Source organism: Micromonospora sp. AMSO1212t (assembly GCF_008868145.1).
Lineage (GTDB): Bacteria > Actinomycetota > Actinomycetes > Mycobacteriales > Micromonosporaceae > Micromonospora > Micromonospora tulbaghiae.
Genome location: NZ_WBKS01000026.1, coordinates 11,135 through 36,061 on the forward strand (window position 1 = coordinate 11,135; position 24,927 = coordinate 36,061).

The following is a 24,927-nucleotide window of genomic DNA, read 5'->3' on the forward strand; positions in this document are numbered from 1 at the left end:
CGACACTCAAGTGCCGGCGCGCAGCCATGTGCGTACCCCTTTTCGTCGCCGCCGTCGCAATTCTCGATCTTGCGGAACCGCCCGGAATTGCGCCCGGTAATTGTGATCATGCATTTCCGTTCCGTCCGTGACCTCCGGGCGGAAAGCAGACAGCCGGTCCGGCGGGTGGGTCGCGTGGCGGCGCCGCCCCGGTCCCGGGTTAGTCTGCGGGTTCACCAGGTCCGCGCAGCCGGCGACGGTACGGCGGCCACCGGACGAGGATCGAGAAGGTGCATCTCAAGAGCCTGACGGTGAAGGGCTTCAAATCCTTCGCCTCTGCCACGACGTTGAAGCTGGAGCCCGGGATCACCTGCGTGGTCGGCCCGAACGGCTCCGGCAAGTCCAACGTCGTCGACGCCATCGCCTGGGTCCTCGGCGAGCAGGGCGCCAAGGCGCTGCGTGGCGGCAAGATGGAGGACGTCATCTTCGCCGGCACCGCCGGGCGGGCGCCGCTGGGCCGGGCCGAGGTCACCCTCACCATCGACAACACCGACGGCGCGCTGCCGATCGAGTACACCGAGGTCTCCATCACCCGCCGGATGTTCCGCTCCGGCGAGAGCGAGTACGAGATCAACGGCGACTCCTGCCGTCTGCTGGACATCCAGGAGCTGCTGTCCGACTCGGGCATCGGCCGGGAGATGCACATCATCGTCGGCCAGGGCCGCCTCGACGGCATGCTGCACGCCAAGCCGGAGGACCGGCGGGCGTTCATCGAGGAGGCGGCGGGCGTCCTCAAGCACCGCAAGCGCAAGGAGAAGGCGCTGCGGAAGCTCGACGCGATGCAGACCAACCTCAACCGCCTGACCGACCTCACCGCCGAGCTGCGCCGCCAGCTCAAGCCGCTGGGCCGTCAGGCCGAGGTGGCCCGCCGCGCCGCCGGGATCCAGGCCAACCTGCGTGACGCCCGGCTGCGGTTGCTCGCCGACGACCTGTACACGCTGCGGACCACACTGGACAAGGAGATCGCCGACGAGACCGCGCTGCGCGAGCGGCGCGAGCTGATCGAGGCCGAGCACGGCGAGGTGCAGGGCCGCCTCGGCGAGCTGGAGGCGGCGCTGGCCGAGGACGCACCGCTGCTCGCGGCGGCGCAGGACACCTGGTACCGCCTCTCCGCGCTCCAGGAGCGGTTCCGCTCGATCGAGCAACTGGCCCGGGAGCGGCTGCGTCACCTCAGCGCCCCCGGCGACGACGAGCGCCCCGGCCGCGACCCGGAACAGCTGGAGGCGGAGTCGCGGCGTGTCCGCGAGCAGGAGGAGGAGCTGCGCGCCGCGCTCACCGAGGACCAGATCCGGCTGGCCGAGGCGGTCGAGCACCGCCAGGAGCTGGAACGGCAGCTCGCCGCCGCCGAGCGGGAGCTGGTCGCCGCCGCCAAGGCCATCGCCGACCGGCGGGAGGGGCTGGCCCGCCTGACCGGCCAGGTCAACTCCGCCCGGGCACGGACCACGAGCGCCGGCGAGGAGATCGAACGGCTCGCCGCGGCGCACACCGACGCGATGGGCCGGGCCGAGAAGGCGCAGGCCGACCTGGACGCGGTCGCCGAACAGTCGACCGAGGCCGACCGGGACAACGCCGACCTGGACGCCCGGCACGACGAGGCGGTGGCCGTGCACGAGCGGGCCCAGGCTGCGGTGCGCAGCCTCGCCGACGGTGAGCGCGCCGCCGAGAAGGACGCCGCCACCTGGAAGGCCCGCGAGGAGGCGCTCGCCATGGGCCTGCGCCGCAAGGACGGCGCCGGGGAACTGCTCGCCCGCGCCGACCAGGTGCCAGGGCTGCTCGGCAGCCTCGCCGGGCTGCTCACCGTCGCACCCGGTGACGAGGCGGCGCTCGCCGCCGCGCTGGGCGGCCTGGCCGACGCGGTGGCGGTCAGCGGCGTGGACGAGGCGGTCGAGGCGATGCGGCTGCTCAAGATTTCCGACGCCGGCCGGGCCGGACTGCTCGTCGGCAGCCCCGCCGGACCGGGCATGGACGGCTCCGCCGACGCGCTGCGCCCGAAGCTGCCCGAGGGCGCCCGCTGGGCCCCCGACCTGGTGGAGTGCTCGGCCTCGATCCGCCCGGCCGTGCACCGGGCGCTGCGCGACGTGGCGCTCGTCGACGACCTGGCCGCCGCGTCCGCGCTCGTCGCCGCGAACCCGGAGCTGCGCGCGGTCACCCCCGACGGTGACGTTGTCGGTGCGTACGCGGCGGCGGGCGGCTCGGCCAAGGCGCCGAGCTTCATCGAGGTGCAGGCCGCCGTCGAGGAGGCGCGGGCCAACCGGGCCACCGCCGAGCGCACCGCCACCGAGCTGCGGGAACAGCTGGCCGAGGCGCGCGCCGAGGTGGCCGCCGCCAAGGAGGCGGTGCAGCACGCCGCCGCCGCCAAGCGGGAGGCGGAGAGCCACCGCAACGCCGCCGCGCGCCGCCTCGCCGAACTGGGCGCCGCGGCCCGCTCGGCGAAGGCGGAGACCGACCGGCTCGGCGAGTCCCGTTCCCGCGCCGAGGCGGCCCGGGAACGGGACCTGGCGGCGCTCGCCGAACTGGAGGAACGGCTCCGGCTGGCCGAGGCCACCCCGATCGACGCCGAGCCGTCCACCGAGGAGCGGGACCAGCTCGCCGCCATGGTGCCGCAGGCACGGCAGAACGAGATGGAGGTCCGGCTCGCTGTGCGTACCGCCGAGGAGCGGGTGGCCTCGATCGCCGGGCGGGCCGACTCGCTGGCCCGGCAGGCCACCGCCGAACGCGCGGCGCGGGAGCGCGCCGCGGCCCGGCGCGCGGCCCGTACCCGGGGCGCCCAGATCGCCCGGGCCGTGGTCGGCGGCGCCCGCGAGGCGCTCACCCGGCTCACCGTCTCCATCGCCCGGGCCGAGGAGCACCGCGACGCCGTCGCCCGCGAGCGCGCCGCGCGCGAGGCCGAGCTGTCCGAGGTACGCGGCGCGGCCAAGCGCCTCGCCGCCGAGCTGGAACGGCTCACCAGCCAGGTGCACCGCGACGAGGTGGCCCGCGCCGAACAGCGGATGCGCATCGAGCAGCTGGAGGCCAAGGCCGCCGAGGACTTCGGGCTGGACGTGGCCACGCTCGTCGCCGAGTACGGCCCGGACCGGCTGGTGCCGCCCACCGACGCGGACGTGGCGCTCGCCGAGAAGGACGGCCGGCCGGTGCCGGAGCCGGTCCGCTACGAGCGGCCGGTGCAGGAGAAGCGGGCCGCCAAGGCGGAGCGGGAGCTGGCCCTGCTGGGCAAGGTGAACCCGCTCGCGCTGGAGGAGTTCGCGGCGCTGGAGGAGCGTTTCAAGTTTCTCTCCGAGCAGCTGGAGGACCTCAAGGCCACCCGCCGGGACCTGCTCACAGTGGTCAAGGACGTGGACGACCGCATCCTTGAGGTCTTCGCCAGCGCGTTCGCCGACACCGCCCGGGAGTTCGAGCAGGTCTTCACGGTGCTGTTCCCCGGCGGCGAGGGCCGGCTGATCCTCACCGACCCGGAGGACATGCTCACCACCGGTGTCGAGGTCGAGGCCCGCCCGCCGGGCAAGAAGATCAAGCGGCTCTCGCTGCTCTCCGGCGGGGAGCGGTCACTGACCGCGGTGGCCATGCTCGTGGCGATCTTCCGCGCCCGGCCCAGCCCGTTCTACATCATGGACGAGGTGGAGGCGGCGCTCGACGACGTGAACCTGGGCCGCCTGATCACGCTGCTGGCACAGTTGCGGGAGAAGAGCCAGCTGATCGTGATCACACACCAGAAGCGGACCATGGAGATCGCCGACGCGCTCTACGGGGTGACCATGCGCGCCGGTGTGACCCAGGTGATCAGCCAGCGGCTCAACCGGGCCGACGACGAGGAACAGGTGACAGACGAGTGAGTCGGGAACGCGCCACGGCGCTCCTGGTGGACTTCGACGGCGTGCTGCGCCGCTGGGACCCGGCGGTGGCCGTCGGCGTCGAGCGGGAGTACGGGCTGACCGAGGGCGTCCTCGGTGAGATCGCGATGTCCTGGGGACTGCTCCAGCCGGTGCTGACCGGGCAGGTCAGCCACGCCCAGTGGATGACGAGCGTGGCCGACGCGCTGACCCCCGCAGTCGGCGTGGACCGGGCCCGTGCGGCGGTCCAGGAGTGGCAGAGCTACCGCGGCGAGGTCGATCCGGACGTGCTGGCGTTCGTCCGTGAGGTGCGGGCGGCGGGCATCCGGGTGGGGCTGGGTACCAACGCCACCGACCTGCTCGACGCCGACCTGGCCGCGCTGGGCCTGACCGAGGAGCTGGACGTGATCGTCAACTCCTCGGTCATCGGGGTGCACAAGCCGGCGAAGGAGTACTTCCAGGCCGCCTGCGAGGCACTGGAGACGCCGCCGGGGCGGGTGCTGTTCGTCGACGACGAGGACCGCGCGGTGGCCGGCGCCCGGGTGGCGGGCCTGTCCGCGCACCGCTGGAGCGGCCCGGCCGACCTGCGGTACCTGCGGGCGGCGCTGGCGTACTGAGCCGGGTCAGCTCCCGGTCACGCCGTCGACACGTTCCCGGATCAGGTCGGCGTGGCCGTTGTGCCGGGCGTACTCCTCGATCATGTGCACGTACACCCAGCGCAGGCTGATCTCGTTGACGGTGTCGCCCCGGCGTAGGCGGAAGGTGTGGTCCAGCGGCAGGTCGGCCACGGCCCGGTCGGCGGCCTCGATCTCGGCCCGCAGCGTGGCGAACGCCTCGGCCGGGTCGACGTCGGCGATGTCGTTGAGGTCGGCGTCCGGGTCGGTGCTGTAGTCGTAGAGGTCCGGCAGGTCCAGGGCGGCGGCGCGGTGGCGGAACCACCACCGCTCGACGTCGGCCATGTGCCGGACCAGGCCGAGCAGGGTCAGCCCGGAGGGCTCCACGCTCGGTGTGCGCAGTTGCTCGGCGGTCAGCCCGGCGCACTTGTGTTGCAGGGTGTCACGGTGGAGGTCGAGCCAGCCTTGCAGCATGGAGCGCTCGTCGGCGACGTAGGGCTCGTGGCGGCGGTCGATCTCAGGTGCGGTCCAGGTCATCCGAGGGATGCTAGGTGAGCGCCGGGCACGCCGCGATGCGTTAATCGCCGGCCTACGGCACCACGACGACCGGCCAGCGGCCGGTGCGGACCAGCCGGGTGGCGACCGAGCCGACCAGCTTGTGCCCGGCCTGCTCGGAGGACCCGACCACCACCATGTCGGCCCGGTGCTCGTCGGCGGCCCGGCACAGCTCGGTGTAGGCGTCGCCGCGCCGGCACAGGAACGTCACCGGCAGGTCCAGTTCCTCGGCCCCACGCCGGCACTCGGCGCGCAGCTCGTCGGCCAGCTCGTCGTGGGTCTGCTGGACCGCGCCGGCCACCACGCCGGAGAGCATCGCGCTGTACGAGGTCGGCGAGCTGACGAACACCGCCACCAGCGTGGCGCCCTGCCGCCGGGCCAGCCCGGCGGCGTACGCGGCGGCGCGCATCGAGGTGCGGCTGCCGTCCACGCCGACCAGTACCACCCGTGGCCCGTCCGTACCCCGTTCGTAGGGCAGCGGACGGGTCCGCGGGCCGTACCGCTCACGTTCCGCGGCGTCCATCGTCAGTCCCCCGCTCCGACCGGGATCACGTCGGCCTTCTCCCGCCCGGCGGGGACCGGCTCGGCGTTGGAGCGGCGCAGCGGCACCTCCCGGATGAGGACCACCGCGACGAGGGCGAGCAGCCCGAACGGGGCGGCGGCCAGGAAGATGTCACCGGCGGCGTGCCCGTACGCGGACTCGACCACGGTGCGGATCGGGCCGGGCAGCGTATGCACGTCCGGCAGGCCGCCACCCGACCCGGAGGCCGGGATGCCGAGGCGGCTCAGACCGTCGGCCGTGTAGCCGGTGACCCGGTGCCCGAGCACCGCGCCGAGCGCGCTCACGCCGATCGCGCCGCCGAGGCTGCGGAAGAACGCCACCACCGAGCTGGCCGCGCCCAGTTCGTCCGGGCGGACCGTGTTCTGCACGGCCAGCACCAGGTTCTGCATGGACATGCCGACGCCGAGGCCGATCAGGGCCATGAAGACGGCGAGGTGCCAGTACGGGGTGTCCGCGCGCATGGTGCCCATCAGCGCGAAGCCGGCGGTGAGCAGTACCGAGCCGATGACGAGCCAGCTCTTCCAGCGGCCGGTGGCGGTGATGATCCGGCCGACCACCGTGGAGGAGACCAGCAGGCCGCCGATCATCGGGAGCGTCATCAGGCCGGACATCGTCGGGCTGGCGCCGCGGCTGATCTGGAAATACTGCCCGAGGAACACCGAGGCGCCGAACATGCCGACGCCGACCGCGATGCTGGCGATGACGGCGAGCGTGATGGTGCGGTTGCGGAACAGCCGCGGCGGGATCATCGGGTCCGCGGCACGCTTCTCGACCCGGGTGGCGAGCACGCCGAGCAGCGCCGCGCCGGCCACCATCGCACCGCTCTGCCAGGAGACCCAGTCGTACCTGTCACCGGCCAGCGTGATCCAGACGAGCAGCAGCGAGACGGCGGCGGTGATGAGCGTGGCGCCCCACCAGTCGATCTTCACATCGCGCTTGACCACCGGTAGCCGCAGCGTCCGCTGGAGCACGATCAGGGCGAGCACGGCGAACGGCACGCCGACGTAGAAGCACCAGCGCCAGCCGAGCCAGGAGGTGTCCACGATCACGCCGCCGATGAGCGGCCCGCCGATGGTGCCGACGGCCATCACCGCGCCGAGGTAGCCGCTGTACCGGCCGCGCTCGCGCGGGGCGATCATCGTCGCCATGATCACCTGGGCGAGGGCGGTGAGGCCGCCCGCGCCGACGCCCTGCACGACCCGGCAGGCGATCAGCTCACCGGTGGTCTGTGCCTGCCCGGCGAGCACCGAGCCCAGCACGAAGACCACCAGGGAGAGCTGGACCAGCAGCTTCTTGCTGAACAGGTCGGAGAGCTTGCCCCAGATGGGCGTGGTCGCGGTGGTCGCCAGCAGCGTCGAGGTGACCACCCAGGTGTACGCGGACTGACCGCCGCGCAGGTCGGTGATGATCCGCGGCAGCGCGTTGGAGACGACCGTGGAGGAGAGGATCGCGACGAACATGCCCAGCAGCAGGCCGGAGAGGGCTTCCAGGATCTGCCGGTGGGACATGTCGACGGCGGTCGCCCGTGCGGGCGCAGTCGCCTGAGTCGTCATCGTGGGTGGCCTCCGGGACGGGGGAGAAGGGTTGCCTCGGGCAACCGTAGGAGGTGGTTGCCTAAAGCAACAACTTCACCCGGCCGGGCTTTGTTCCAGGTGGGGCCGGGTCAGAACGACTCGTTGAAGCGGTGCATCAGCCGGGCAAGGTCCGCGACGTCCTCTTGTGGCCAGCTTTCGAGCGAACGCCTGATCTGTCCGAGTCGGGCCGCCCGGGCCGCGTCGAACCGCCGGGTGCCCTCTTCGGTGAGGCTGAGCTGGGCGGCCCGCCGGTCCGTCGGGTCCGGGTCGCGGCGGACCAGGCCCAGCGCCTCCAGCCCGCCGATCTGGCGGCTCAGCGTGCCCTTGCCGATGCCCAGCTTCGCGGCCAGGTCGGTGAGCCGGGTCGACCCCGACCGCCGCAGCCAGAGCAGCAGGCCGTACGCGTTGGGCTCCAGGTTCGGGTGGACCTCGCGGGCGATCTCCCACGACAGCGCCCGGCCGCGGCGCAGCAGCGCGGTCAACTCGTGCTCCACGGCGCGCAGCGTCTCGTCCACGCTCAGAGGGTACTCAGTCGCCCTCGCTGAGTTGCTGTTGCGCCACCGGTCGCAGTTCGCCGTCGCTGGTCGTGCCCTCGATCACCACGGCGGCCTTACGGCCCTGGTGGGTGAGCGTGGCCACGGCGTTGCCGAAATAGGGCCCGGCCAGCTTCCGCCAGCGCACCGGCGGGCGGCGTACCCCGGCCGAACGCGCCAGCGCCCGGGTCGCCCCGGCCGGCCCCGGATTCCAGCCCAGCGTCATCAGCGGGCGCATGCCGGCCGGCACCTGGTTGTGGATCGGCGAACAGGTGAGCTGGTGCACCGGCGTGCGGACGTCGCGGTCGGCGAACCGGGCCCGCGCCACGTACGAGTGGTGCACGTCGCCGGAGAGCACGCTGATCGACGCCGGTCGCGCGTACGCCGGCCCGGCGCCCACCCGCGCGCCGGTGCGTGGCGCGGTGCCGCTGCCCAGCCGCGCGAACAGCTCGCCCAGCGCCTCGAACGAGCGCCGGAACGCCGCCCAGTGCTCCAGGTCCAGGGCCCGGCGGATCTGCTCGGAGAGCCGGGCCACCCAGGGGCGGTCCGAGTCGGCCAGGCGCTCGTTCCACGCCTCGACGTGGTGGATGCCCGGCGGCAGCAGCCACGGCAGCGAGCTGCCCACCACCAGATGGTCGTAGGTGCCGTGCGCCTGGTCGAGGAACCACGACCACTCGCCCGGCGGCAGCATCGCCCGGTTGCGCGGCAGGAGCACCCGGCTGGACCGGTTGTCCAGCATGACCAGGCGGGTGCGGCCCAGGTCCAGCGCGTAGCTCCACTGGTACTGCACGGCCCGCCAGCGCTCGGTGTCGTGCGCCAGGTCGGCCTCCTTGTCGACCCGCTCGCCGAACTCGTGCAGCACGCTCGTGGCGTCCTCGGCGGCGATCACCTTCGCGTACACCGGGTCGGCGGCGATCTCGTCCGGGCTCAGGTTGCCCAGGTGCTGGTAGACCCAGTAGGAGGCGAGGCCGCTGCGGATCCGCTCGGCCCACCACGGCTGCTCGCGCATGTCCGCGCGCCACGACTGCGAGGTGTTCCAGTCGTCGATCACCTCGTGGTCGTCGAAGATCATCACGCTCGGCACGGTGGAGAACAGCCAGCGGATCTCCGGGTCGCGCCACGACTCCAGGTAGAGCTTGGTGTACTCGTCGAAGCTGACCACCTGCGTCGCCGGGGCGTCCTTCGGCCGGCGCCGGCGTCGCTTGAGCAGCCGCCGCACCGTCGGCGAGGTCTCGTCCGCGTACACCTGGTCGCCGAGCAGCACCAGCAGGTCGGGCAGCACGGCCTGGTCGGGCGCGGCCATCACCCGCCGGGCGTACGCGTCCAGCGCGTCCGGCGGCAGCTTCCGGGCGGTGGAGTGCTGGGTGGTCTCCCGGCAGGAGCCGAACAGCAGCCGCACCGGCTGGTCGGCGTCGTCGAGCGCGCGGGTCCGGATCACGCTCGGCGGGAACGACGAGTCGGGCAGCGGCCACGCGACCTCGTCGTCGACCAGCACCTCGTAGGTCGTGGCGCTGTCCGGGGTGAGCCCGGTCACCACGACGATCGCGTAGTGGTGGTCGTACGCGGAGAAGGTGGGCGCGCTGCCGGTGGCGCCGTCGGCCGTGCGGACGGTGACCACCGCGGGCGCGCTCGTCTCGACCCAGACGGTCGCCCGCGTGTCGACGACCCGGCGCAGCAACGGGCCGATGAGCAGGCGGGAACCGAGCACGACACACACCTCCGACAAGATCGTTTCGGCTGTTCCCTACCCGGCCGGCGGTTGCGGTACGCCTTCCGGTGCGAGCGTACCCGCAGGTTGTGCGCGTGCCGAGGCGGTGAGTGGGACGCCGTCGCCGGCATCTGACAGGATTTCGGGCATGACGGAATACCTCCTCGTCGCTCTCGCCCTGCTCGGCGTGCTGATCATCGGCGGCCTGAGCCTCGTGGTGCCCCGGCTGCGCCGGCGCCCGCAGCCGCCGCTGCCGCGCACGGAGGTCGACACCCGGACGGAGGAGGACCTGGCCGGCCCGCCGGTCGAGGCCCCGGAGGCGGAACTCACCACCGGCGTGGTGGTCGAGGCGCCGCCGGCCCCTCCGGTCGAGGTGCCGCAGGTCGAGGTGCCGGAGCCCACCGCCGGCCGGCTGGTCCGGCTGCGCTCCCGGCTGTCCCGCTCGCAGAACGTCTTCGGCAAGGGCCTGCTCGGCCTGCTCAGCCGTGACCGGCTGGACGAGGACACCTGGGAGGAGATCGAGGACAGCCTGATCACCGCCGACGTCGGCATCGACGCCACCCGGGAGATCGTCGACCGGCTGCGCGAGCGGACCCGGGTGCTCGGCACCCGTACCGGGGACGAGCTGCGGGCGCTGCTCGCCGCCGAGCTGGTCAACGCGCTCGACCCGAGCCTGGACCGCTCGCTGCGCACCGCGCCGAAGGAGGGCGTCCCGGCGGTGGTGCTCGTGGTCGGCGTCAACGGCGCCGGCAAGACCACCACCTGCGGCAAGATCGCCCGGGTGCTCGTCGCGGACGGCCGCAGCGTGCTGCTCGGCGCGGCCGACACGTTCCGGGCCGCCGCCGCCGACCAGCTGGAGACCTGGGGCGGCCGGGTGGGCGCCGAGACGGTCCGCGGGCCTGAGGCGGCCGACCCGGCGAGCGTCGCGTTCGACGCGGTCAAGCGAGGCATCGACACCGGCGTCGACACCGTGCTCATCGACACCGCCGGCCGGCTGCAGAACAAGGTCGGGCTGATGGACGAGCTGGGCAAGGTCAAGCGGGTGGTGGAGAAGCACGGCCCGATCGACGAGACGCTGCTGATCCTCGACGCCACCACCGGCCAGAACGGGCTGGAGCAGGCGCGGGTCTTCACCGAGGCGGTGAACGTCACCGGCGTGGTGCTGACCAAGCTCGACGGGACGGCCAAGGGCGGCATCGTGATCGCCGTGCAGCGCAAGCTCGGCATCCCGGTCAAGCTCGTCGGCCTCGGCGAGGGCAAGGACGACCTGGCCCCGTTCGACCCGGCACAGTTCGTCGACGCGTTGCTCGGCACCGAGCCGCTCGCCCGGGACGCGTAGCCTCTCCCGTGACGACTGACGATCGCGCCTACGCGGGGTGGCGCGACCCCAGCCACCCGTCGCCACGCCTCGGGAGACCGTACGTGACTTCGCAGGAGATCCCGCTGCACGGCGGGAACGTGAGCACAGTGGTCCGTGTGGGAGACACGGTCCGGCGCAACGCCGGCCCGTGGACGCCCTCCGTGCACGCGCTGCTGCGCCACCTGGAGTACGTCGGATTCACCGGCGCGCCCCGGGCGCTCGGCATGGACGAGCGCAACCGGGAGGTCCTGTCGTACCTGGAGGGGGAGTGCGGGGAGTACCCGCTGGCCCCGCACTGGGTCACCGACGAGGCCCTGGTGACGGTGGCCACCATGCTGCGGATGTTCCACGACGCGCAGTACGGCTTCACCCCGCCGCCCGGCGCGGTCTGGCGCTCGTTCGGGCCGCCCCCGCCGGACACCGAGGTCATCTGCCACCACGACGCCGCGCCGCACAACGTGATCTGGCGGCCGGACGGCACGCTCGGGCTGATCGACTTCGACCTCGCCTCGCCCGGCGCCCGCATCTACGACGTGGCGTACGCGGCCTGGACCTGGGTGCCGATCTTTTCCGACCGCGACTCGGTCACGCTCGGCTGGAAGCACCCCGACCGGCCGCGCCGGCTGCGGCTGTTCGCCGACGCGTACGGGCTGATCCCGCGCGACCGGCACCGCCTCATCCGGACCATCCGCAAGCGCATCGTCGACCACGTCGAGGGCATCCGGCGGATGGCCGCGGCCGGTGAGCCGGCGTTCGTCCGGATCGTCCACAAGGGTCACCTGCGTCGTCCTATGCGTGACCTGCGGCTGCTCGACTACGAGCGGCACCAGCTGGAGTACGCGCTCCGCTGACCAAGATCGGCGTTCTTCACACGCCGGAAACAACCCGTCACGCGTCGGAAATCGTGCGGTGTCGCTGAAGGAAACAGCCGGCGACAAAGCTTCCGCGCAACCGGCTGACGGGCGATGCTGCCAGGTCTCAGTCGGAGGGAGGAATACGACAACGAGAGGAGGCAGCGTGGAGATCGACACCGGGAACACTGCCTGGTTGCTTGTCTCGACTGCCCTCGTGCTGCTCATGACCCCCGGTCTCGCGCTGTTCTACGGCGGCCTGAACCGGTCCAAGGGCGTTCTGAACATGATGATGATGAGCTTCTCGTCCATCGGGCTCGTCAGCATCCTGTGGCTTTTCTACGGCTTCACCGTCGCCTTCGGCGAGGGCGGCAAGTTCTGGGGTGACCTGGGCCAGTACCTGGGCACCAAGACCTTCGTCGGCGAGAACGACCTGTGGGGCGAGACGGGTATCCCGATCTACGTCTTCATCGCCTTCCAGATGATGTTCGCGGTCATCACCGTGGCGCTGATCAGCGGCGCGCTGTCCGACCGGGTGAAGTTCGCCGGCTGGCTGCTGTTCGCGTTCGGCTGGGCCACCCTGGTCTACTTCCCGGTCGCCCACATGGTCTGGGGCGGCGGGCTGATCGGCGGCGACATCGGCGCGCTGGACTTCGCCGGTGGAACCGCTGTGCACATCAACGCCGGTGCGGCGGCGCTCGCGCTGGTGCTGGTGCTCGGCAAGCGGGTCGGCTGGCCGCGCGAGAGCATGAAGCCGCACAACGTCCCGATGGTCGCCCTCGGCGCCGCGCTGCTGTGGTTCGGCTGGTTCGGCTTCAACGCCGGCTCCGAGCTGACCGCCGACGGGGTCACCGCGCTGGCGTTCATCAACACCCAGGTCGCCACCGCCGCCGCGCTGCTCGGCTGGATCGTGGTGGAGTGGCTGCGCGACGGCAAGCCGACCCTGGTCGGCGCCTCGTCCGGTGCCATCGCCGGCCTGGTCGCGATCACCCCGGCCTGTGCGTTCATCACCCCGGCCGCAGCGGTGCTGCTGGGCGTGGTGGCCGGTGCGGTCTGCGCCCTCGCGGTCGGTCTGAAGTACCGGCTCGGCTACGACGACTCCCTCGACGTGGTGGGCGTGCACTTCGTCGGCGGCTGGATCGGCTGCCTCTGGATCGGCCTGTTCGGCACCGCCTCGGTCAGCTCGCTGGTGGAGACCGACGGCCTGTTCGTCGGCGGCGACGCCACGCTGCTCGGCAAGCAGGCGATCAGCGCGCTGATCGTCAGCGTCTACTCCTTCGTGATCGCCTTCGCCCTGGGCTTCGTGATCGACAAGACGATCGGCCTGCGGGTCTCCGCCGAGGCCGAGGTCGACGGCATCGACATCGCCGAGCACGCGGAGAGCGGCTACGACCTGTCGCCCACCACGGGCAGCAGCGGTGGCGCGTTCGCGATGGCCGGGATCGGCGCCGGCAAGTCGACCGCGGAGCCCGCCGTCGAGTCCGACGAGTCCGCGCCGGTCAGCGAGAAGGTCGCCGGTTAACGTTCCTGGGATGGAGGGGTTGGACATGAAGCTGGTGACCGCGGTCATCAAGCCGTACCAGCTGGACGCGGTGAAGGAGGCCCTGCACGCACTCGGCGTGGCCGGGCTGACCGTCAGCGAGGTCCAGGGCTACGGCCGGCAGAAGGGGCACACCGAGGTCTACCGGGGTGCCGAGTACACGGTCGAGTTCCTGCCCAAGATCCGGGTCGAGGTGCTCACCGACGAGATGGACGTCGACAAGATCGTGGACGCGATCGTCGGCGCCGCCCGGACCGGCAAGATCGGCGACGGCAAGGTCTGGGTGACCGGCGTCGAGGAGGTCGTCCGGGTGCGTACCGGCGAGCGCGGGCTCGACGCCCTCTGATCGCCGGATCCGCCGACATGACCTCGTTGACCACTGCCACCGGCCCTTCCGAGGGTCAGGCGGCGGTGGTCAACGGGGTCGTCGGCGTACCCGGGGGCATCGGCGTGGCGGCCCGGTCCGCGCGAGCCGACGCGCTCGACGCCTGGCTGTGCCGGGCCTTCCCGGAGCGGGACGGGGTCGCGCTCGTCGCGGTGGGCGGGCTGGGCCGCCGCCAGTGCGCCCCCTACGGCGACCTCGACCTGGTGCTGCTGCACGCGGGGGTGCCCGGCATCGACGAGCTGGCCGCGTCGCTCTGGTATCCGATCTGGGACGCCGGGCTGCGGCTGGACCACTCGGTGCGCACCGTCGCCGAGGCGCTGTCGGTGGCCCAGGACGACGTCAAGGTCGCCCTCGGCCTGCTCGACGCCCGGCACGTGGCGGGCGACCCGGCGCTCACCGACCAGCTCTCCCGTACCGCCACCGACCACTGGCGGCGGACCGCGATCCGCCAGCTCCCCGGCCTGCGCGAGATCACCGCCGCCCGCTGGGAGGCGCACGGCGAACTGGCCTTCCTGCTCGAAGGCGACCTCAAGGAGGCGGCCGGCGGGCTGCGCGACGTGGGCATCCTGCGCGCCATCGCCACCGCCGGGGTCACCGACGCGCTCCGCCCGGCCGTGCACGCGGCACACCGGCGGCTGCTGGACACCCGCGACGCGCTGCACCAGCAGGTGGGCCGACGGGTCGACCGCCTGGTCGCCCAGGAACGCGACGGCGTGGCGCGCCTGCTCGGCGCCGAGGACGGCGATGCGCTGCTGCGGCTGGTGGCCGGCGACGCCCGCACGGTGAGCCACGCCCTCGACGACGCCTGGCGGGCCGCCGACCGGCTCCGCTCCGGCCGGCACCGCGCCGCACCCGGCCGTCCGCTGCGCCGCCCGGTCGCCCGGGACGTGGTGGAGCAGGACGGGGAGCTGGTGCTCGCCCGCACCGCCATCGGGGCCCGCCCCGACCCGAGCCTGTCGCTGCGCGTGGCCGCCGCTGCCGCCGCCACCCGGCTGCCGATCGCGCGGGCCACCTGCGAGTGGCTTGCCGCGTACTGCCCGCCGCTGCCCGCGCCCTGGCCGCCGGCGGCCCGCGCCGCGCTGATCACCCTGCTCGGCGCCGGTTCCGGCCTGGTGCCCGCCTGGGAGACCTGCGACAGGTACGGGCTGATCGACCGCTGGCTGCCCGAGTGGACGCGGATGCGCAGCCTGCCCCAGCACAACCCGGTGCACCGGTTCACGCTCGACCGGCATCTGGTGCAGACCGCGTACGAGGCGAGCCGGCACACCCGCGACGTGGAACGGCCGGACCTGCTGCTGCTCGGCGCGTTCCTGCACGACATCGGCAAAGGGCTACCCGGCGACCATTCGACAGTGGGCGCGCCGCTGGCCGAGGCGGTCGCCGCCCGGATCGGGCTGCCGCCGGCCGAGGCGGCGCTCATCGGCACACTGGTCCGGCTGCACCTGCTGCTGCCCGACGTGGCCACCCGGCGCGACCTGTCCGACCCGAAGACCATCGCCGGGGTCGCCGAGCGCGTCGGTGACACCGGCACGCTGGAACTGCTGCACGCCCTGGTCCGCGCCGACGCCGCCGCCACCGGTCCGGCCGTCTGGTCCGGCTGGAAGGGCCGGCTGATCGCCGAGCTGGTGAGCCGGGTGCGTACCACGCTGGACACGGGCGTGGTGCCCGCCCCGCCGGCTCCGGACCCGGCGCTCGTGGCCGGGCCGCTGCCGGTCGTACACCTGGGTGAGGACCGGGTGTCGGTGGCCGCGGCGGACCGGCGGGGGCTGCTCGCCACTGTCGCCGGCTGCCTGGCGCTGCACCGCCTGGAGGTGATCTCCGCGGACGCCGCCACTGTCGACGGCCGGGCCCTGGTCGAGTGCCGGGTGCAGCCGCGCTACGGGCTGGCCCCGGAGCCGATCGCGCTCAGCGCCGACCTGCGCCGCGCGGTCGGCGGCGACGTCTCGGTCATCCAGCGGCTGCGCGGGCGGGCCCTGGCCGCGCGCAGCCAGGGCGCCGCGCCGCGGGTGGTCTGGCACCGGGAGGCGGCCACCGACGCGGTTCTGCTGGAGCTGCGGGCGGCCGACGCGGCCGGGCTGCTGTACCGGGTCACCTGCGCGCTGGACGACGCGGGCGCCCAGGTGCGGGCGGCCCGGATCTCGACGCTCGGCGGTGACGTGGTGGACGCGTTCTACCTGGTCGGCGGCTGGCCCTCGGACGAGGAACGGGCCCGGATCGAGGCCGCCGTGCTCGCCGCCGTGTAGCGGAACGAGCCGCCGGGCCGGAGCGGGCGGGTGGGCGGCGGGCTACCCTAACGGTGGGCTGGACCACCGGCCCGGCAGCATGTGCCCGCCGAAAACGACAAACGGGATGTTCGCGTGTTTGACACCTTGAGTGACCGCCTGTCCGGGATCTTCACCAAGCTCCGCGGCAAGGGCCGGCTCACCGACGCCGACATCGACGCCACCGCGCGCGAGATCCGGATGGCGTTGCTGGAGGCCGACGTCGCCCTGCCGGTGGTCAAGGGCTTCATCGCGAACGTCAAGGAGCGGGCGCGGAGCGCCGAGGTCTCCCAGGCGCTCAACCCGGCGCAGCAGATCGTCAAGATCGTCAACGAGGAGCTGATCAACGTCCTCGGCGGCGAGGGGCGGCGGCTCCAGTTCGCCAAGAACCCGCCGACGGTGATCATGCTGGCCGGCCTCCAGGGCTCCGGCAAGACGACGCTCGCCGGCAAGCTGGCCCGCTGGCTCAAGAGCCAGGGCCACCAGCCGCTGCTCGTCGCCGCCGACCTCCAGCGTCCCAACGCCGTCGGGCAGCTCCAGGTGCTCGGTGGCCGGGCCGGCGTCGAGGTGTACGCCCCGGCGCCCGGCAACGGCGTCGGCGACCCGGTGCAGGTGGCCCGCGACTCGATCGAGCACGCCCGCCGCGCCGCCCGGGACATCGTCATCGTCGACACCGCCGGCCGGCTCGGTATCGACACCGAGATGATGCAGCAGGCCGCGAACATCCGCGACGCGGTCCAGCCCGACGAGGTCATCTTCGTCATCGACGCGATGGTCGGTCAGGACGCCGTGCGCACCGCCGAGGCGTTCCGCGACGGCGTGGGCATCACCGGCGTGGTGCTGTCCAAGCTCGACGGCGACGCCCGCGGTGGCGCCGCGCTCTCCGTCCGCCAGGTCACCGGCCAGCCGATCCTGTTCGCCTCCACCGGCGAGAAGCTGGAGGACTTCGACGTCTTCCACCCCGACCGGATGGCCAGCCGGATCCTCGGCATGGGCGACGTCCTCACCCTGATCGAGCAGGCCGAGGCGGCCTTCGACTCCGATCAGAAGGAGAAGATGACCGCCAAGCTGATGGGCGGGGAGACCTTCACGCTGGAGGACTTCCTCGATCAGCTCATCGCGGTCCGGCGGATGGGTCCGATCGCCAACGTGCTGGCCATGATGCCGGGCATGGGGCAGATGAAGGACCAGCTCGCCGAGCTGGACGACAAGCACTTCGACCGGGTCACCGCGATCATCCGGTCGATGACCCCGGCCGAGCGCACCAACCCGAAGATCATCAACGGCTCCCGCCGGGCCCGGATCGCGGGCGGCTCCGGCGTCACCGTCATGGACGTCAACCAGCTGCTCAACCGCTTCGCCGACGCGCAGAAGATGATGAAGCAGATGGGCGGCATGATGGGCCTGCCCGGCGGCGGCCGGCGCAAGGCGACCAAGTCGCCGAAGAACAAGCGCAAGGGCACCAAGGGTGGCGGGCGGCCGCGTACCGGCGCCGGGATGCCGGGCGGCTTCCCGGGCGGCATGCCGCAGCTCCCGCCGGGCCTGGACCCGGGTGACCTGGCCGGTGGGCAGGGCCTGCCGCCGGGCTTCAAGCTCCCGAAGATCGACTTCAACAAGCTCGGCAAGGGCGGCGACAAGGGTCCGCGCTAGCGTGTCGGTGACGGTGGGCGACGTCGCTCTCTCTTAGGGTGATGTCGCCCCCTGGAAGGAGATGTCAATGACCGCGGCCCCGATCCTGCCGGAGCGGCACGAGTGGACGGTCGACGACCTGGGCGAGCTGCCCAAGGACCTTCCGTACGAACTGATCAACGGAAGGTTGATCGTGCCGTCGCCCACTCTGCTGCACCAGGACATGTGTGTCGAGTTGCTGCTCGCGCTCCGCGTCAACTGCCCGAAGGAGTACCAGGTCGGGATCGACCTGTCGATGCGGGTCGACCACCGTAACGAGCCCCGGCCGGACGTCGTCGCGGTCGTGCGGGGCAACGCCAACCGGAGCCCGTTGCCGGTCGAGGACGCGGTGCTCGCCGTCGAGGTCATCTCGCCGACCTCCACCTTCCGCGACATGTACGACAAGGCCAGGGTCTACGCGCACGCAGGTGTCCGTTCCTACTGGGTGCTCGACCCGGTCAAGGAGAAGATCACGCTGACCGAGTACGTGCTCGGCGTCAATCGCGAGTACAAGCAGGTCAGTCAGGCCGAGGACCTGTTCGTCACCGAGCGGCCGTGGAAGGTCTCGGTCGATCTGCCGGCGCTGACCGCGCGCCGCAACGACCTCCTCGCCGGCGAGGAGGACTGATCGGGTAGGACTGTGCACATGGCTCTGCACGTGCGCGGTGTGTTCCTTCCCGACGACGAGGTCCGGGACGTCTGGCTGGTCGGCGACCGGGTGACATTCGAACCGGTGCCCGGCGCCGAGACGGTGGCCGACGGCGGCTTCGTCCTTCCCGGCCTGACCGACGCGCACTGCCACATCGGCATCGCCCGCGGCGGCAGCCCGATCACCTCGCTCGACCAGGCCCGGGAGCTGGCCCGGATCGACCGGGACGCGGGCGTGCTGGCGATCCGCGACGCCGGTTCGCCGTACCCGTACCCCGAACTGGAGGACGAGCCGGACCTGCCGCGACTGGCCCGCGCGGGCCGGCACGTCGCGCCGCCCAAGCGCTACCTGCGCGACATCGGCGTGGAGGTCGGGGCGGCGGAGGTGGCTGAGACCGTCGCCGCGCAGGCCGCGGCCGGCAACGGCTGGGTCAAGCTGGTCGGCGACTGGATCGATCGCGGTGTGGGCGACCTGGCACCGGCCTGGGACGAGGACACCATGACCGCGGCGGTCGCCGCAGCGCACGCGGCCGGGGTACGCGCGGCGGTGCACACGTTCTCCGAGTCGGCCGTGGAGATCATGGTGCGGGCCGGGGTGGACTCGGTGGAGCACGGCACCGGGCTGAGCCTCGACCTGATCGACCTGATGGCCCGGCAGGGCACCGCGCTCGTCCCTACGATGATCAACATCAAGACCTTCGGCCACATCGCGGAGCAGGCCCGGCCCAAGTTTCCCGGGTACGCCGACCACATGCTCGCGCTGCGCGACCGCTTCCCCGAGGTGGTGCGCGCCGCGCACGAGGCGGGCGTGCCGATCTACGTCGGCACCGACGCCGGTGGCGGCATCGACCACGGGCTCGCGGCCGAGGAGATGCTCCTGCTGCACGAGCAGGCCGGGATGTCCGCGTTCGACGTGCTCGCCGCCGCCTCCTGGCGGGCCCGCGAGTGGCTCGGCTTCCCCGGGCTGGTCGAGGGCGGCCTCGCCGACCTGGTGGTCTACCCCGAGGATCCGCGCCGTGACCTGCGCGTGGTCCGGGCGCCCAGCCGGATCGTGCTGCGCGGCCGGGTCGTCCGCTGACCGGCCGCCCTCGGCGTCGGCGGCCCTAGCGGGTCGTCGCCGCCGTCAGGAACAGCCGCACCGCCAGGTCGGCCAGCCGGTCGGCGGTCTCGTCGACCGGGCCGCCCGGCAGCACGATGTGACTCACCACCAGGCGTACGACGCTGTCCGCCGCGAACGCCAGCGCGGCCGGGTCGGCGCCCGGCAGGCGGTGCCCGGTCCACTCCAGCAGCGCCGCCGCGGCCTCGGCGAGCACCAGTTCGGACCGGGTGGTCAGGTACGGCAGCAACTCCTCCGAGCCGCCCCGGGTGCTGGTCAGCACCGCCCGGACCAGCGGGTTCTCGGCCGCCGAGGCGAGGGTGCGGTGGATCGCGGCGTAGGCGGCCGCGCGTACGTCGGAGTCGTGCTCGTCGAGCGCGGACCGGACCTGGCCGACGAACCGGTCCACCTCGTGCCGGGCCAGCGCCTCGCCCAGGCCCGCCTTGCTGCCGAACTCGTTGTAGACCGTCTGCCGGCTCACCCCGGCCGCGCTCGCGACGGCGCCCATCCGGAGCCGGGCCCAGCCGGTCGTGACGGTCAGCGAGCGGGCGGCGTCGACGATCGACTCGCGCACCGGTGTGACGTTCCTCGGCTTAGGCATGGTGATCGAAGTCTACGGGCGCTCGTCAGCGCACCTCGAGTTCGTACTCCGCCTCGACCCGGAACGTTCCGTCGTGGCCGCCGAAGGTCAGGTGGTGCGTCCCCCGCGCGGGTGGCGGCACCAGACCCCACAGGCCCCAGCAGGAGACGTGCACCGGCCACGGCCACGCGGTGACGACGTTGTTGAAGAACCCCCGTACCGGGAACGAGGCGGGGGAGCCCGCCGGCCGTACCGGCACCGCGACCCCGTCCAGTTCGGCGTGCCCGCCGGCGTCCGACATCGGCGCGACCGGGCCGTCCCGGCGGCCGACCCGCCAGCAGCAGATCGCCGGGAAGAACAGGGGGCGACCCGCCGGTACCACGCAACGCCGGGCGACCCCGCCGCCCTGCGTGCCGGCGAGGAACCACACGTCGTCGGGCTGGTGGCGCCCGCCGTGCCGGCCGGTCGTGTCCTTGAGCGGGTTGACCGGCTGGCGGTGGGCGGCCACCCAGGCCACCCATCGGGCGGCGAGCGGGGCCAGCGCCGGCGCCGGGTCGGGGCTGGGGGAGAGCATGACGGCAGATGGTAGTGCGGGCGCGCCCGGCTGCGGCGACCCGTCACGGGACGCATAGGATGTGCGGTCATGGCACGCGTGCTCACTCCCCGTGCGGAGGACTTTCCCCGCTGGTACCAGGACCTGATCGCCAAGGCGAAGCTGGCCGACAACGGCCCGGTCCGGGGGACCATGGTGATCCGACCGGCCGGCTACGCCATCTGGGAGCGGATGCAGGCCGAGATGGACGCCCGGATCAAGGCGGCCGGCGCGGAGAACGCGTACTTCCCGCTGTTCATCCCGGAGAGCTACCTCAAGCGGGAGGCCGAGCACGTCGAGGGCTTCTCGCCCGAGCTGGCAGTGGTCACCCACGGTGGCGGCAAGCAGCTCGCCGAGCCGGTGGTGGTCCGCCCCACGAGCGAGACGGTCATCGGCGAGTTCATGGCCAAGTGGATCGACTCGTACCGCGACCTGCCGCTGCTGCTCAACCAGTGGGCCAACGTGGTCCGGTGGGAGCTGCGCCCGCGGATCTTCCTGCGGACCAGCGAGTTCCTCTGGCAGGAGGGGCACACCGCGCACGCCACCCGGGAGGACGCCCGGGCCTACGCCCGGCGGATCCTGCACGAGGCGTACGAGGACCTGATGGTCAACGTGCTCGGCATCCCGGTGGTGGTCGGCCTGAAGACCGCCCGGGAGCGCTTCGCCGGCGCCACCGCCACGTACACGTGCGAGGGCATGATGGGCGACGGCAAGGCGCTCCAGCTGGGCACCAGCCACGAGCTGGGCCAGAACTTCGCCAAGGCGTTCGACATCAGCTACTCCTCGGCCGAGGGCGGCCGGGAGCACGCGTGGACCACCTCCTGGGGCACCTCCACGCGGATGCTCGGCGGCCTGATCATGTGCCACGGCGACGACAACGGGCTGCGGGTGCCGCCGAAGCTGGCGCCCGTCCAGGCGTACGTGATGATCGTCAAGGACGGCGAGGGTGTCGGCGAGGCGGCACAGAAGCTCTGTGACGCGCTGCGCGACGCCGGGGTCCGGGTGGCGCTGGACGACCGGACCGACACCGCGTTCGGTCGCCGTGCCGTCGACGCCGAGCTGCGCGGCTACCCGGTGCGCGTCGAGGTCGGCCCGCGTGACCTGGCCGCCGGCAACGCCGTGGTGGTTCGGCGTACGGACGGCTCGAAGGCCCCGACGCCCGTCGCCGACGTGGTCGGCGCGGTACTGGCCGCGCTGGAGGCAGACCAGCGGGCGCTGCACGACCAGGCGCTGGAGTTCCGCCGGTCCCGCACCGTCGAGGTGTCGACGCTGGCCGAGGCGATCGAGGCGTCCGCCACCGGCTGGGCGCGGGTGCCCTGGTCGGCGGTCGGCGTCGAGGGCGAGGCCGAGGCGAACGGCCAGGGCGTGACGGTCCGCTGCCTGGTGCGCGCCGACGGCTCGGTGCCGGACTCGGAGGACGAGCCCGAACTGGTGGCGATCCTCGCCCGCGCGTACTGAGGTGCGGCCCGGCGATCCTTCCGGCCGGTTCGCGCCGGGCCGGCTGATCCTGCACCGGAACGTGCGGCACGGCCGGATCGGCTGGGTCCGGTCGGCCCGCGTGGTCTCCGACGACGAGCGCGGCCTGCTGCTCTGGGTGGCGCGGACAGCGCCCGTCGCCCATGAGGTGACGGCCGCCGGCCTGGGCATGCGGGCCGTGCCGTTCGCCGAGTGGGTGACGTCGTCCTACCGGCTCGCGCAGGGGTTGTGGAACGGGCCGCCGGTGCTGAAGTTCCTGCCCACGGGCGCGGCCCACTCGGTCTGGTGGTTCCGCGACGCGGCGGGCCGCTTCAAGAACTGGTACGTCAACCTGGAGGAGCCCGGCGTCCGCTGGGACGACGGCGCGGTGGCCGGCGTCGACATGGTCGACCAGGATCTCGACGTGGTGGTGTACCCGGACCTGAGCTGGGAGTGGAAGGACGAGGACGAGTTCGCCGAGCGGCTGGCGTTCCCGGAGCACTACTGGGTGGCCGACGAGAAGGCGGTACGCGCCGAGGGCGAGCGGGTGATCCGGATCGCCGAGGCGGGCGAGTTCCCGTTCGACGGCACCTGGTGCGACTTCGTCCCACCTGCGGAATGGGACGTACCGGACGAACTCCCCCCGGGCTGGGACCGCCCGCCGGTGCGCTGAACCGGTGTCCTCCGTCACGGCCCGACCCGCCCCGGGCGTGATGTCCGGGTCCGGTGTGAGAGTTCCGGGCCGCATCTGGCAGAATGGACCGCTGGTATCCGGCGCGCGTCCGGCGCCCTCTAACCCGGGCGCGTCGCCAGTTCACCGAGCAGTCTCCGGCCCAAACCCCACTGTGCCGGTCGGCGCTCACCCGCCACACCGCCCGTACGGGCCGGTGAGATCGCAACAGGAGCGAAACAACTGTGGCCGTAAAGATCCGGCTCCTGCGGATGGGCAAGATCCGCAACCCGCAGTACCGCATCGTCATCGCCGACTCGCGCACCAAGCGTGACGGTCGCGCGATCGAGTTCGTCGGTGTGTACCAGCCGAAGGAAGACCCTTCGGTGATCGAGGTCAAGTCGGAGCGGGTCCAGTACTGGCTGTCGGTCGGCGCTCAGCCGAGCGAGGCCGTGCAGCGCCTGCTGGAGCTGACCGGTGACTGGCAGAAGTTCAAGGGCCTGCCGGCCCCGCCGCCGCTGAAGGTCGCCCCCGAGCGGGCCGACCGCAAGGCGGCGTACGAGGCCGAGGCGAAGGCCGCCGCCGGCGTGGCGGACACCCCGGCCAAGCCGGCCAAGAAGGCCGCGAAGCCGGAGGCCGCCAAGCCGGAGGCCGAGGCGCCGAAGGCCGAGGAGCAGACCGGTGCCGAGTCCGGCGAGCAGGCCTGACATGGCGCTGCGTCCCGCCCTGGAGCACCTGGTCAAGGGGATCGTCGACCACCCGGACGACGTCCGGGTGCGCATGGTCGACTCGCGTCGGGGCAAGCGCCTCGAAGTCCGCGTGCACCCCGAGGACCTCGGCACGGTGATCGGGCGGTCCGGCCGGACCGCCAAGGCGCTGCGCCAGGTGATCGGCTCCATCGGCGGGCGTGGGGTACGCGTCGACATCGTCGACTCGTACTGATGCTTCTCGTCGTAGGCCGGATCGGTAAGCCGCACGGCATCCGCGGTGAGGTCACCGTGGAGGTGCGTACCGACGAGCCCGAAGCACGGTTCGCCCCCGGTTCGGTGTTGACCACCGAGCCGGGGGTCACCCCGTCGGAGCCCGGCGCCTGGCGGGTGCCGCCGACGCTCACCGTCGAGTCGGCCCGCTGGCACCAGGGGCGCCTGCTCGTCGTCTTCGAGGGCGTACTGGGCCGGGACGTCGCCGAGGCGCTGCGCAACACGCTGCTCGGCGTGGACAGCGCCGACGTCGCCCCGCCGGAGGACCCGGAGGAGTTCCACGACCACCAGCTGGTCGGGCTCACCGTGGTCACCCGGGACGGGGAGCACGTGGGCGAGGTCACCCGCATCGACCACGCGCCCGCGTCCGACATGCTGGTGCTGCGGCGCCCCGAGGGGCGTGCCGCGCTGGTCCCGTTCGTCAAGGCGATCGTGCCCGAGGTGGATCTGGCCGGCGGTCGCGTCGTCGTCGACCTGCCCGGCGGCCTGCTCGACCTCTAGCTCTCGACCTCCGGCTGGAGCCACCGCATGCGCGTCGACATCGTGTCGATCTTCCCCGAGTACTTCGCCCCGCTCGACCTGTCGCTCATCGGCAAGGCCCGGGCGAACGGCACGCTGCGGCTGGCCGTACACGATCTGCGGACCTGGACCCACGACGTGCACCGCACCGTCGACGACACGCCCTACGGCGGCGGTCCGGGCATGGTCATGCGTCCGGAGCCGTGGGGTGAGGCGCTGGACGCGCTGGCGCCCGGTGAGCTGAGCCCGGACGGGCACACGCTGCCCCGGCTGCTCGTGCCGTCGCCCGCGGGCGTCCCGTTCACCCAGGCCCTGGCGCACGAGCTGGCCGCCGAGTCGCACCTGCTGTTCGCCTGCGGCCGGTACGAGGGCATCGACCAGCGGGTGCTGGACCACGCCGCGACCCGGATGCCGGTGACCGAGGTCTCCCTCGGCGACTACGTGCTGTTCGGCGGCGAGGTGGCCGTGCTGGTGATCCTCGAGGCGGTCACCCGGCTGCTGCCCGGTGTGCTCGGCAACGCCGGGTCGCTGGACGAGGAGTCGCACGCGCACGGGCTGCTGGAGGCCCCCCTCTACACCAAGCCGGCGAGCTGGCGCGGGCTGGACGTGCCCGAGGTGCTGCGCTCCGGCGACCACGCCCGGATCGACCGCTGGCGGCGGGACGAGTCGCTGCTGCGGACCGCCGCCCGGCGCCCCGACATGATCGGCGCGCTGAACCCGGAGACGCTCGACAAGCGGGACCGGGCGACGCTGGACCGGGGCGGATTTTCCTCGCCACCGGGGCATGTGGCAAAGTAGAGGGGTTGCCGCATCCGTCCACGCCGTGGGCGGTTGCGAGGACCCTCGACCGGGGCCGGCCTCGCCGGTCACCACCCGGGGGTCAGAATCACCCGTTCGCGCATCGACTGAC

23 protein-coding genes are annotated in these 24,927 nt (G+C 72.9%); 16 read left to right on the top strand and 7 right to left on the bottom strand.

All coding sequences use genetic code 11. From position 1 onward, the window contains the following. Nucleotides 1–269 precede the first annotated feature (269 nt). Together smc and F8279_RS09885 are read left to right on the top strand one after the other, a co-directional pair. A complete protein-coding gene (gene smc / locus F8279_RS09880) occupies nucleotides 270–3,869 on the top strand; it encodes a chromosome segregation protein SMC (RefSeq protein ID WP_151499757.1) in 3,600 nt (1,199 codons plus the stop codon). Further along, on the top strand, nucleotides 3,866–4,483 hold the full coding sequence (locus tag F8279_RS09885) for an HAD family hydrolase (protein WP_091419534.1): 618 nt from the start codon (nucleotides 3,866–3,868) through the stop codon (nucleotides 4,481–4,483). Before smc ends, F8279_RS09885 begins: the two co-directional genes overlap by 4 nt. Before the next feature lie 6 nt (nucleotides 4,484–4,489). Here F8279_RS09885 and F8279_RS09890 read toward each other — a convergent pair whose 3' ends face one another. From F8279_RS09890 to F8279_RS09910, 5 genes are all read right to left on the bottom strand, one after another. After that, entirely contained in the window at nucleotides 4,490–5,017 is a 528-nt protein-coding gene (locus tag F8279_RS09890; RefSeq protein ID WP_151499758.1) for a DinB family protein, read from the bottom strand. Between the two features lie 52 nt (nucleotides 5,018–5,069). Next, nucleotides 5,070–5,558: a universal stress protein gene (locus F8279_RS09895; RefSeq protein ID WP_091419539.1), complete on the bottom strand. Its 489-nt coding sequence runs from the start codon at nucleotides 5,556–5,558 to the stop codon at nucleotides 5,070–5,072. A 2-nt stretch (nucleotides 5,559–5,560) separates the two neighbouring features. Beyond that, nucleotides 5,561–7,150: an MDR family MFS transporter gene (locus F8279_RS09900; protein WP_151499760.1), complete on the bottom strand. Its 1,590-nt coding sequence runs from the start codon at nucleotides 7,148–7,150 to the stop codon at nucleotides 5,561–5,563. Nucleotides 7,151–7,260: 110 nt separating this feature from the next. Beyond that, on the bottom strand, nucleotides 7,261–7,686 hold the full coding sequence (locus F8279_RS09905) for a MarR family winged helix-turn-helix transcriptional regulator (RefSeq protein ID WP_091419544.1): 426 nt from the start codon (nucleotides 7,684–7,686) through the stop codon (nucleotides 7,261–7,263). A gap of 13 nt (nucleotides 7,687–7,699) precedes the next feature. Continuing rightward, entirely contained in the window at nucleotides 7,700–9,412 is a 1,713-nt protein-coding gene (locus F8279_RS09910; RefSeq protein ID WP_151499762.1) for an alkaline phosphatase D family protein, read from the bottom strand. Between the two features lie 148 nt (nucleotides 9,413–9,560). Here F8279_RS09910 and ftsY point away from each other — a divergent pair, with 148 nt between their 5' ends. From ftsY to F8279_RS09950, 8 genes are all read left to right on the top strand, one after another. Then, complete coding sequence (gene ftsY / locus F8279_RS09915; protein WP_091419549.1) at nucleotides 9,561–10,751, top strand: signal recognition particle-docking protein FtsY; 1,191 nt, start codon at nucleotides 9,561–9,563, stop codon at nucleotides 10,749–10,751. A gap of 8 nt (nucleotides 10,752–10,759) precedes the next feature. Further along, nucleotides 10,760–11,623, top strand: a complete 864-nt coding sequence (locus F8279_RS09920; RefSeq protein ID WP_175438700.1) for an aminoglycoside phosphotransferase family protein — start codon at nucleotides 10,760–10,762, stop codon at nucleotides 11,621–11,623. 166 nt (nucleotides 11,624–11,789) lie between these two features. Continuing rightward, complete coding sequence (locus F8279_RS09925; protein ID WP_151499763.1) at nucleotides 11,790–13,145, top strand: ammonium transporter; 1,356 nt, start codon at nucleotides 11,790–11,792, stop codon at nucleotides 13,143–13,145. Nucleotides 13,146–13,170: 25 nt separating this feature from the next. Continuing rightward, nucleotides 13,171–13,509: a P-II family nitrogen regulator gene (locus F8279_RS09930; protein WP_013284578.1), complete on the top strand. Its 339-nt coding sequence runs from the start codon at nucleotides 13,171–13,173 to the stop codon at nucleotides 13,507–13,509. 17 nt (nucleotides 13,510–13,526) lie between these two features. After that, complete coding sequence (locus tag F8279_RS09935) at nucleotides 13,527–15,791, top strand: [protein-PII] uridylyltransferase (RefSeq protein WP_151499765.1); 2,265 nt, start codon at nucleotides 13,527–13,529, stop codon at nucleotides 15,789–15,791. A 114-nt stretch (nucleotides 15,792–15,905) separates the two neighbouring features. Then, nucleotides 15,906–17,459, top strand: a complete 1,554-nt coding sequence (ffh, locus tag F8279_RS09940; protein ID WP_091419559.1) for a signal recognition particle protein — start codon at nucleotides 15,906–15,908, stop codon at nucleotides 17,457–17,459. Nucleotides 17,460–17,526: 67 nt separating this feature from the next. Beyond that, nucleotides 17,527–18,105, top strand: a complete 579-nt coding sequence (locus F8279_RS09945) for a Uma2 family endonuclease (RefSeq protein WP_151499766.1) — start codon at nucleotides 17,527–17,529, stop codon at nucleotides 18,103–18,105. An 18-nt stretch (nucleotides 18,106–18,123) separates the two neighbouring features. Beyond that, nucleotides 18,124–19,203 (top strand): amidohydrolase family protein, encoded by a 1,080-nt coding sequence (locus F8279_RS09950; protein WP_091419565.1) that lies wholly within the window; start codon nucleotides 18,124–18,126, stop codon nucleotides 19,201–19,203. Between the two features lie 25 nt (nucleotides 19,204–19,228). Here F8279_RS09950 and F8279_RS09955 read toward each other — a convergent pair whose 3' ends face one another. Both F8279_RS09955 and F8279_RS09960 read right to left on the bottom strand, forming a co-directional pair. Then, complete coding sequence (locus F8279_RS09955; protein WP_151499767.1) at nucleotides 19,229–19,822, bottom strand: TetR/AcrR family transcriptional regulator; 594 nt, start codon at nucleotides 19,820–19,822, stop codon at nucleotides 19,229–19,231. A gap of 25 nt (nucleotides 19,823–19,847) precedes the next feature. Then, nucleotides 19,848–20,375, bottom strand: coding sequence for a hypothetical protein (locus F8279_RS09960; RefSeq protein WP_151499768.1), 528 nt, complete (start codon nucleotides 20,373–20,375; stop codon nucleotides 19,848–19,850). 69 nt (nucleotides 20,376–20,444) lie between these two features. Between F8279_RS09960 and proS the strand changes: the two genes are divergently transcribed. The 6 genes from proS to trmD all read left to right on the top strand — a co-directional run bounded on the left by proS (nucleotide 20,445) and on the right by trmD (nucleotide 24,815). Further along, the gene (proS, locus tag F8279_RS09965; RefSeq protein WP_151499769.1) at nucleotides 20,445–21,851 is read left to right on the top strand and encodes a proline--tRNA ligase; all 1,407 of its coding nucleotides are present in this window, start codon (nucleotides 20,445–20,447) and stop codon (nucleotides 21,849–21,851) included. Between the two features lies 1 nt (nucleotide 21,852). Next, a complete protein-coding gene (locus F8279_RS09970; protein WP_091419575.1) occupies nucleotides 21,853–22,521 on the top strand; it encodes a DUF402 domain-containing protein in 669 nt (222 codons plus the stop codon). Nucleotides 22,522–22,763: 242 nt separating this feature from the next. Beyond that, the gene (gene rpsP, locus F8279_RS09975; RefSeq protein WP_091419578.1) at nucleotides 22,764–23,225 is read left to right on the top strand and encodes a 30S ribosomal protein S16; all 462 of its coding nucleotides are present in this window, start codon (nucleotides 22,764–22,766) and stop codon (nucleotides 23,223–23,225) included. Continuing rightward, nucleotides 23,200–23,460 carry an RNA-binding protein gene (locus F8279_RS09980; RefSeq protein WP_030500803.1) on the top strand — a complete coding sequence of 87 codons (261 nt, stop codon included), beginning with the start codon at nucleotides 23,200–23,202 and terminating at the stop codon, nucleotides 23,458–23,460. Before rpsP ends, F8279_RS09980 begins: the two co-directional genes overlap by 26 nt. After that, the gene (rimM, locus tag F8279_RS09985) at nucleotides 23,460–23,999 is read left to right on the top strand and encodes a ribosome maturation factor RimM (protein WP_091419580.1); all 540 of its coding nucleotides are present in this window, start codon (nucleotides 23,460–23,462) and stop codon (nucleotides 23,997–23,999) included. The genes F8279_RS09980 and rimM overlap by 1 nt, the downstream gene beginning before the upstream one ends. Before the next feature lie 27 nt (nucleotides 24,000–24,026). Continuing rightward, nucleotides 24,027–24,815, top strand: coding sequence for a tRNA (guanosine(37)-N1)-methyltransferase TrmD (gene trmD, locus F8279_RS09990; protein ID WP_091419583.1), 789 nt, complete (start codon nucleotides 24,027–24,029; stop codon nucleotides 24,813–24,815). The last annotated feature ends 112 nt before the right edge of the window (nucleotides 24,816–24,927 follow it).

Excerpts from the sequence above, each read along its gene's own strand:
- F8279_RS09945 (WP_151499766.1), top strand. The coding sequence starts at position 17,527 with ATGACCGCGGCCCCGATCCTGCCGGAGCGGCACGAGTGGACGGTCGAC.
- ftsY (WP_091419549.1), top strand. The coding sequence starts at position 9,561 with ATGACGGAATACCTCCTCGTCGCTCTCGCCCTGCTCGGCGTGCTGATC.
- F8279_RS09955 (WP_151499767.1), bottom strand. The coding sequence starts at position 19,822 with ATGCCTAAGCCGAGGAACGTCACACCGGTGCGCGAGTCGATCGTCGAC.
- F8279_RS09935 (WP_151499765.1), top strand. The coding sequence starts at position 13,527 with ATGACCTCGTTGACCACTGCCACCGGCCCTTCCGAGGGTCAGGCGGCG.
- proS (WP_151499769.1), top strand. The coding sequence starts at position 20,445 with ATGGCACGCGTGCTCACTCCCCGTGCGGAGGACTTTCCCCGCTGGTAC.
- F8279_RS09930 (WP_013284578.1), top strand. The coding sequence starts at position 13,171 with ATGAAGCTGGTGACCGCGGTCATCAAGCCGTACCAGCTGGACGCGGTG.
- trmD (WP_091419583.1), top strand. The coding sequence starts at position 24,027 with ATGCGCGTCGACATCGTGTCGATCTTCCCCGAGTACTTCGCCCCGCTC.
- F8279_RS09960 (WP_151499768.1), bottom strand. The coding sequence starts at position 20,375 with ATGCTCTCCCCCAGCCCCGACCCGGCGCCGGCGCTGGCCCCGCTCGCC.
- F8279_RS09950 (WP_091419565.1), top strand. The coding sequence starts at position 18,124 with ATGGCTCTGCACGTGCGCGGTGTGTTCCTTCCCGACGACGAGGTCCGG.
- F8279_RS09895 (WP_091419539.1), bottom strand. The coding sequence starts at position 5,558 with ATGGACGCCGCGGAACGTGAGCGGTACGGCCCGCGGACCCGTCCGCTG.
- F8279_RS09900 (WP_151499760.1), bottom strand. The coding sequence starts at position 7,150 with ATGACGACTCAGGCGACTGCGCCCGCACGGGCGACCGCCGTCGACATG.
- F8279_RS09890 (WP_151499758.1), bottom strand. The coding sequence starts at position 5,017 with ATGACCTGGACCGCACCTGAGATCGACCGCCGCCACGAGCCCTACGTC.
- rimM (WP_091419580.1), top strand. The coding sequence starts at position 23,460 with ATGCTTCTCGTCGTAGGCCGGATCGGTAAGCCGCACGGCATCCGCGGT.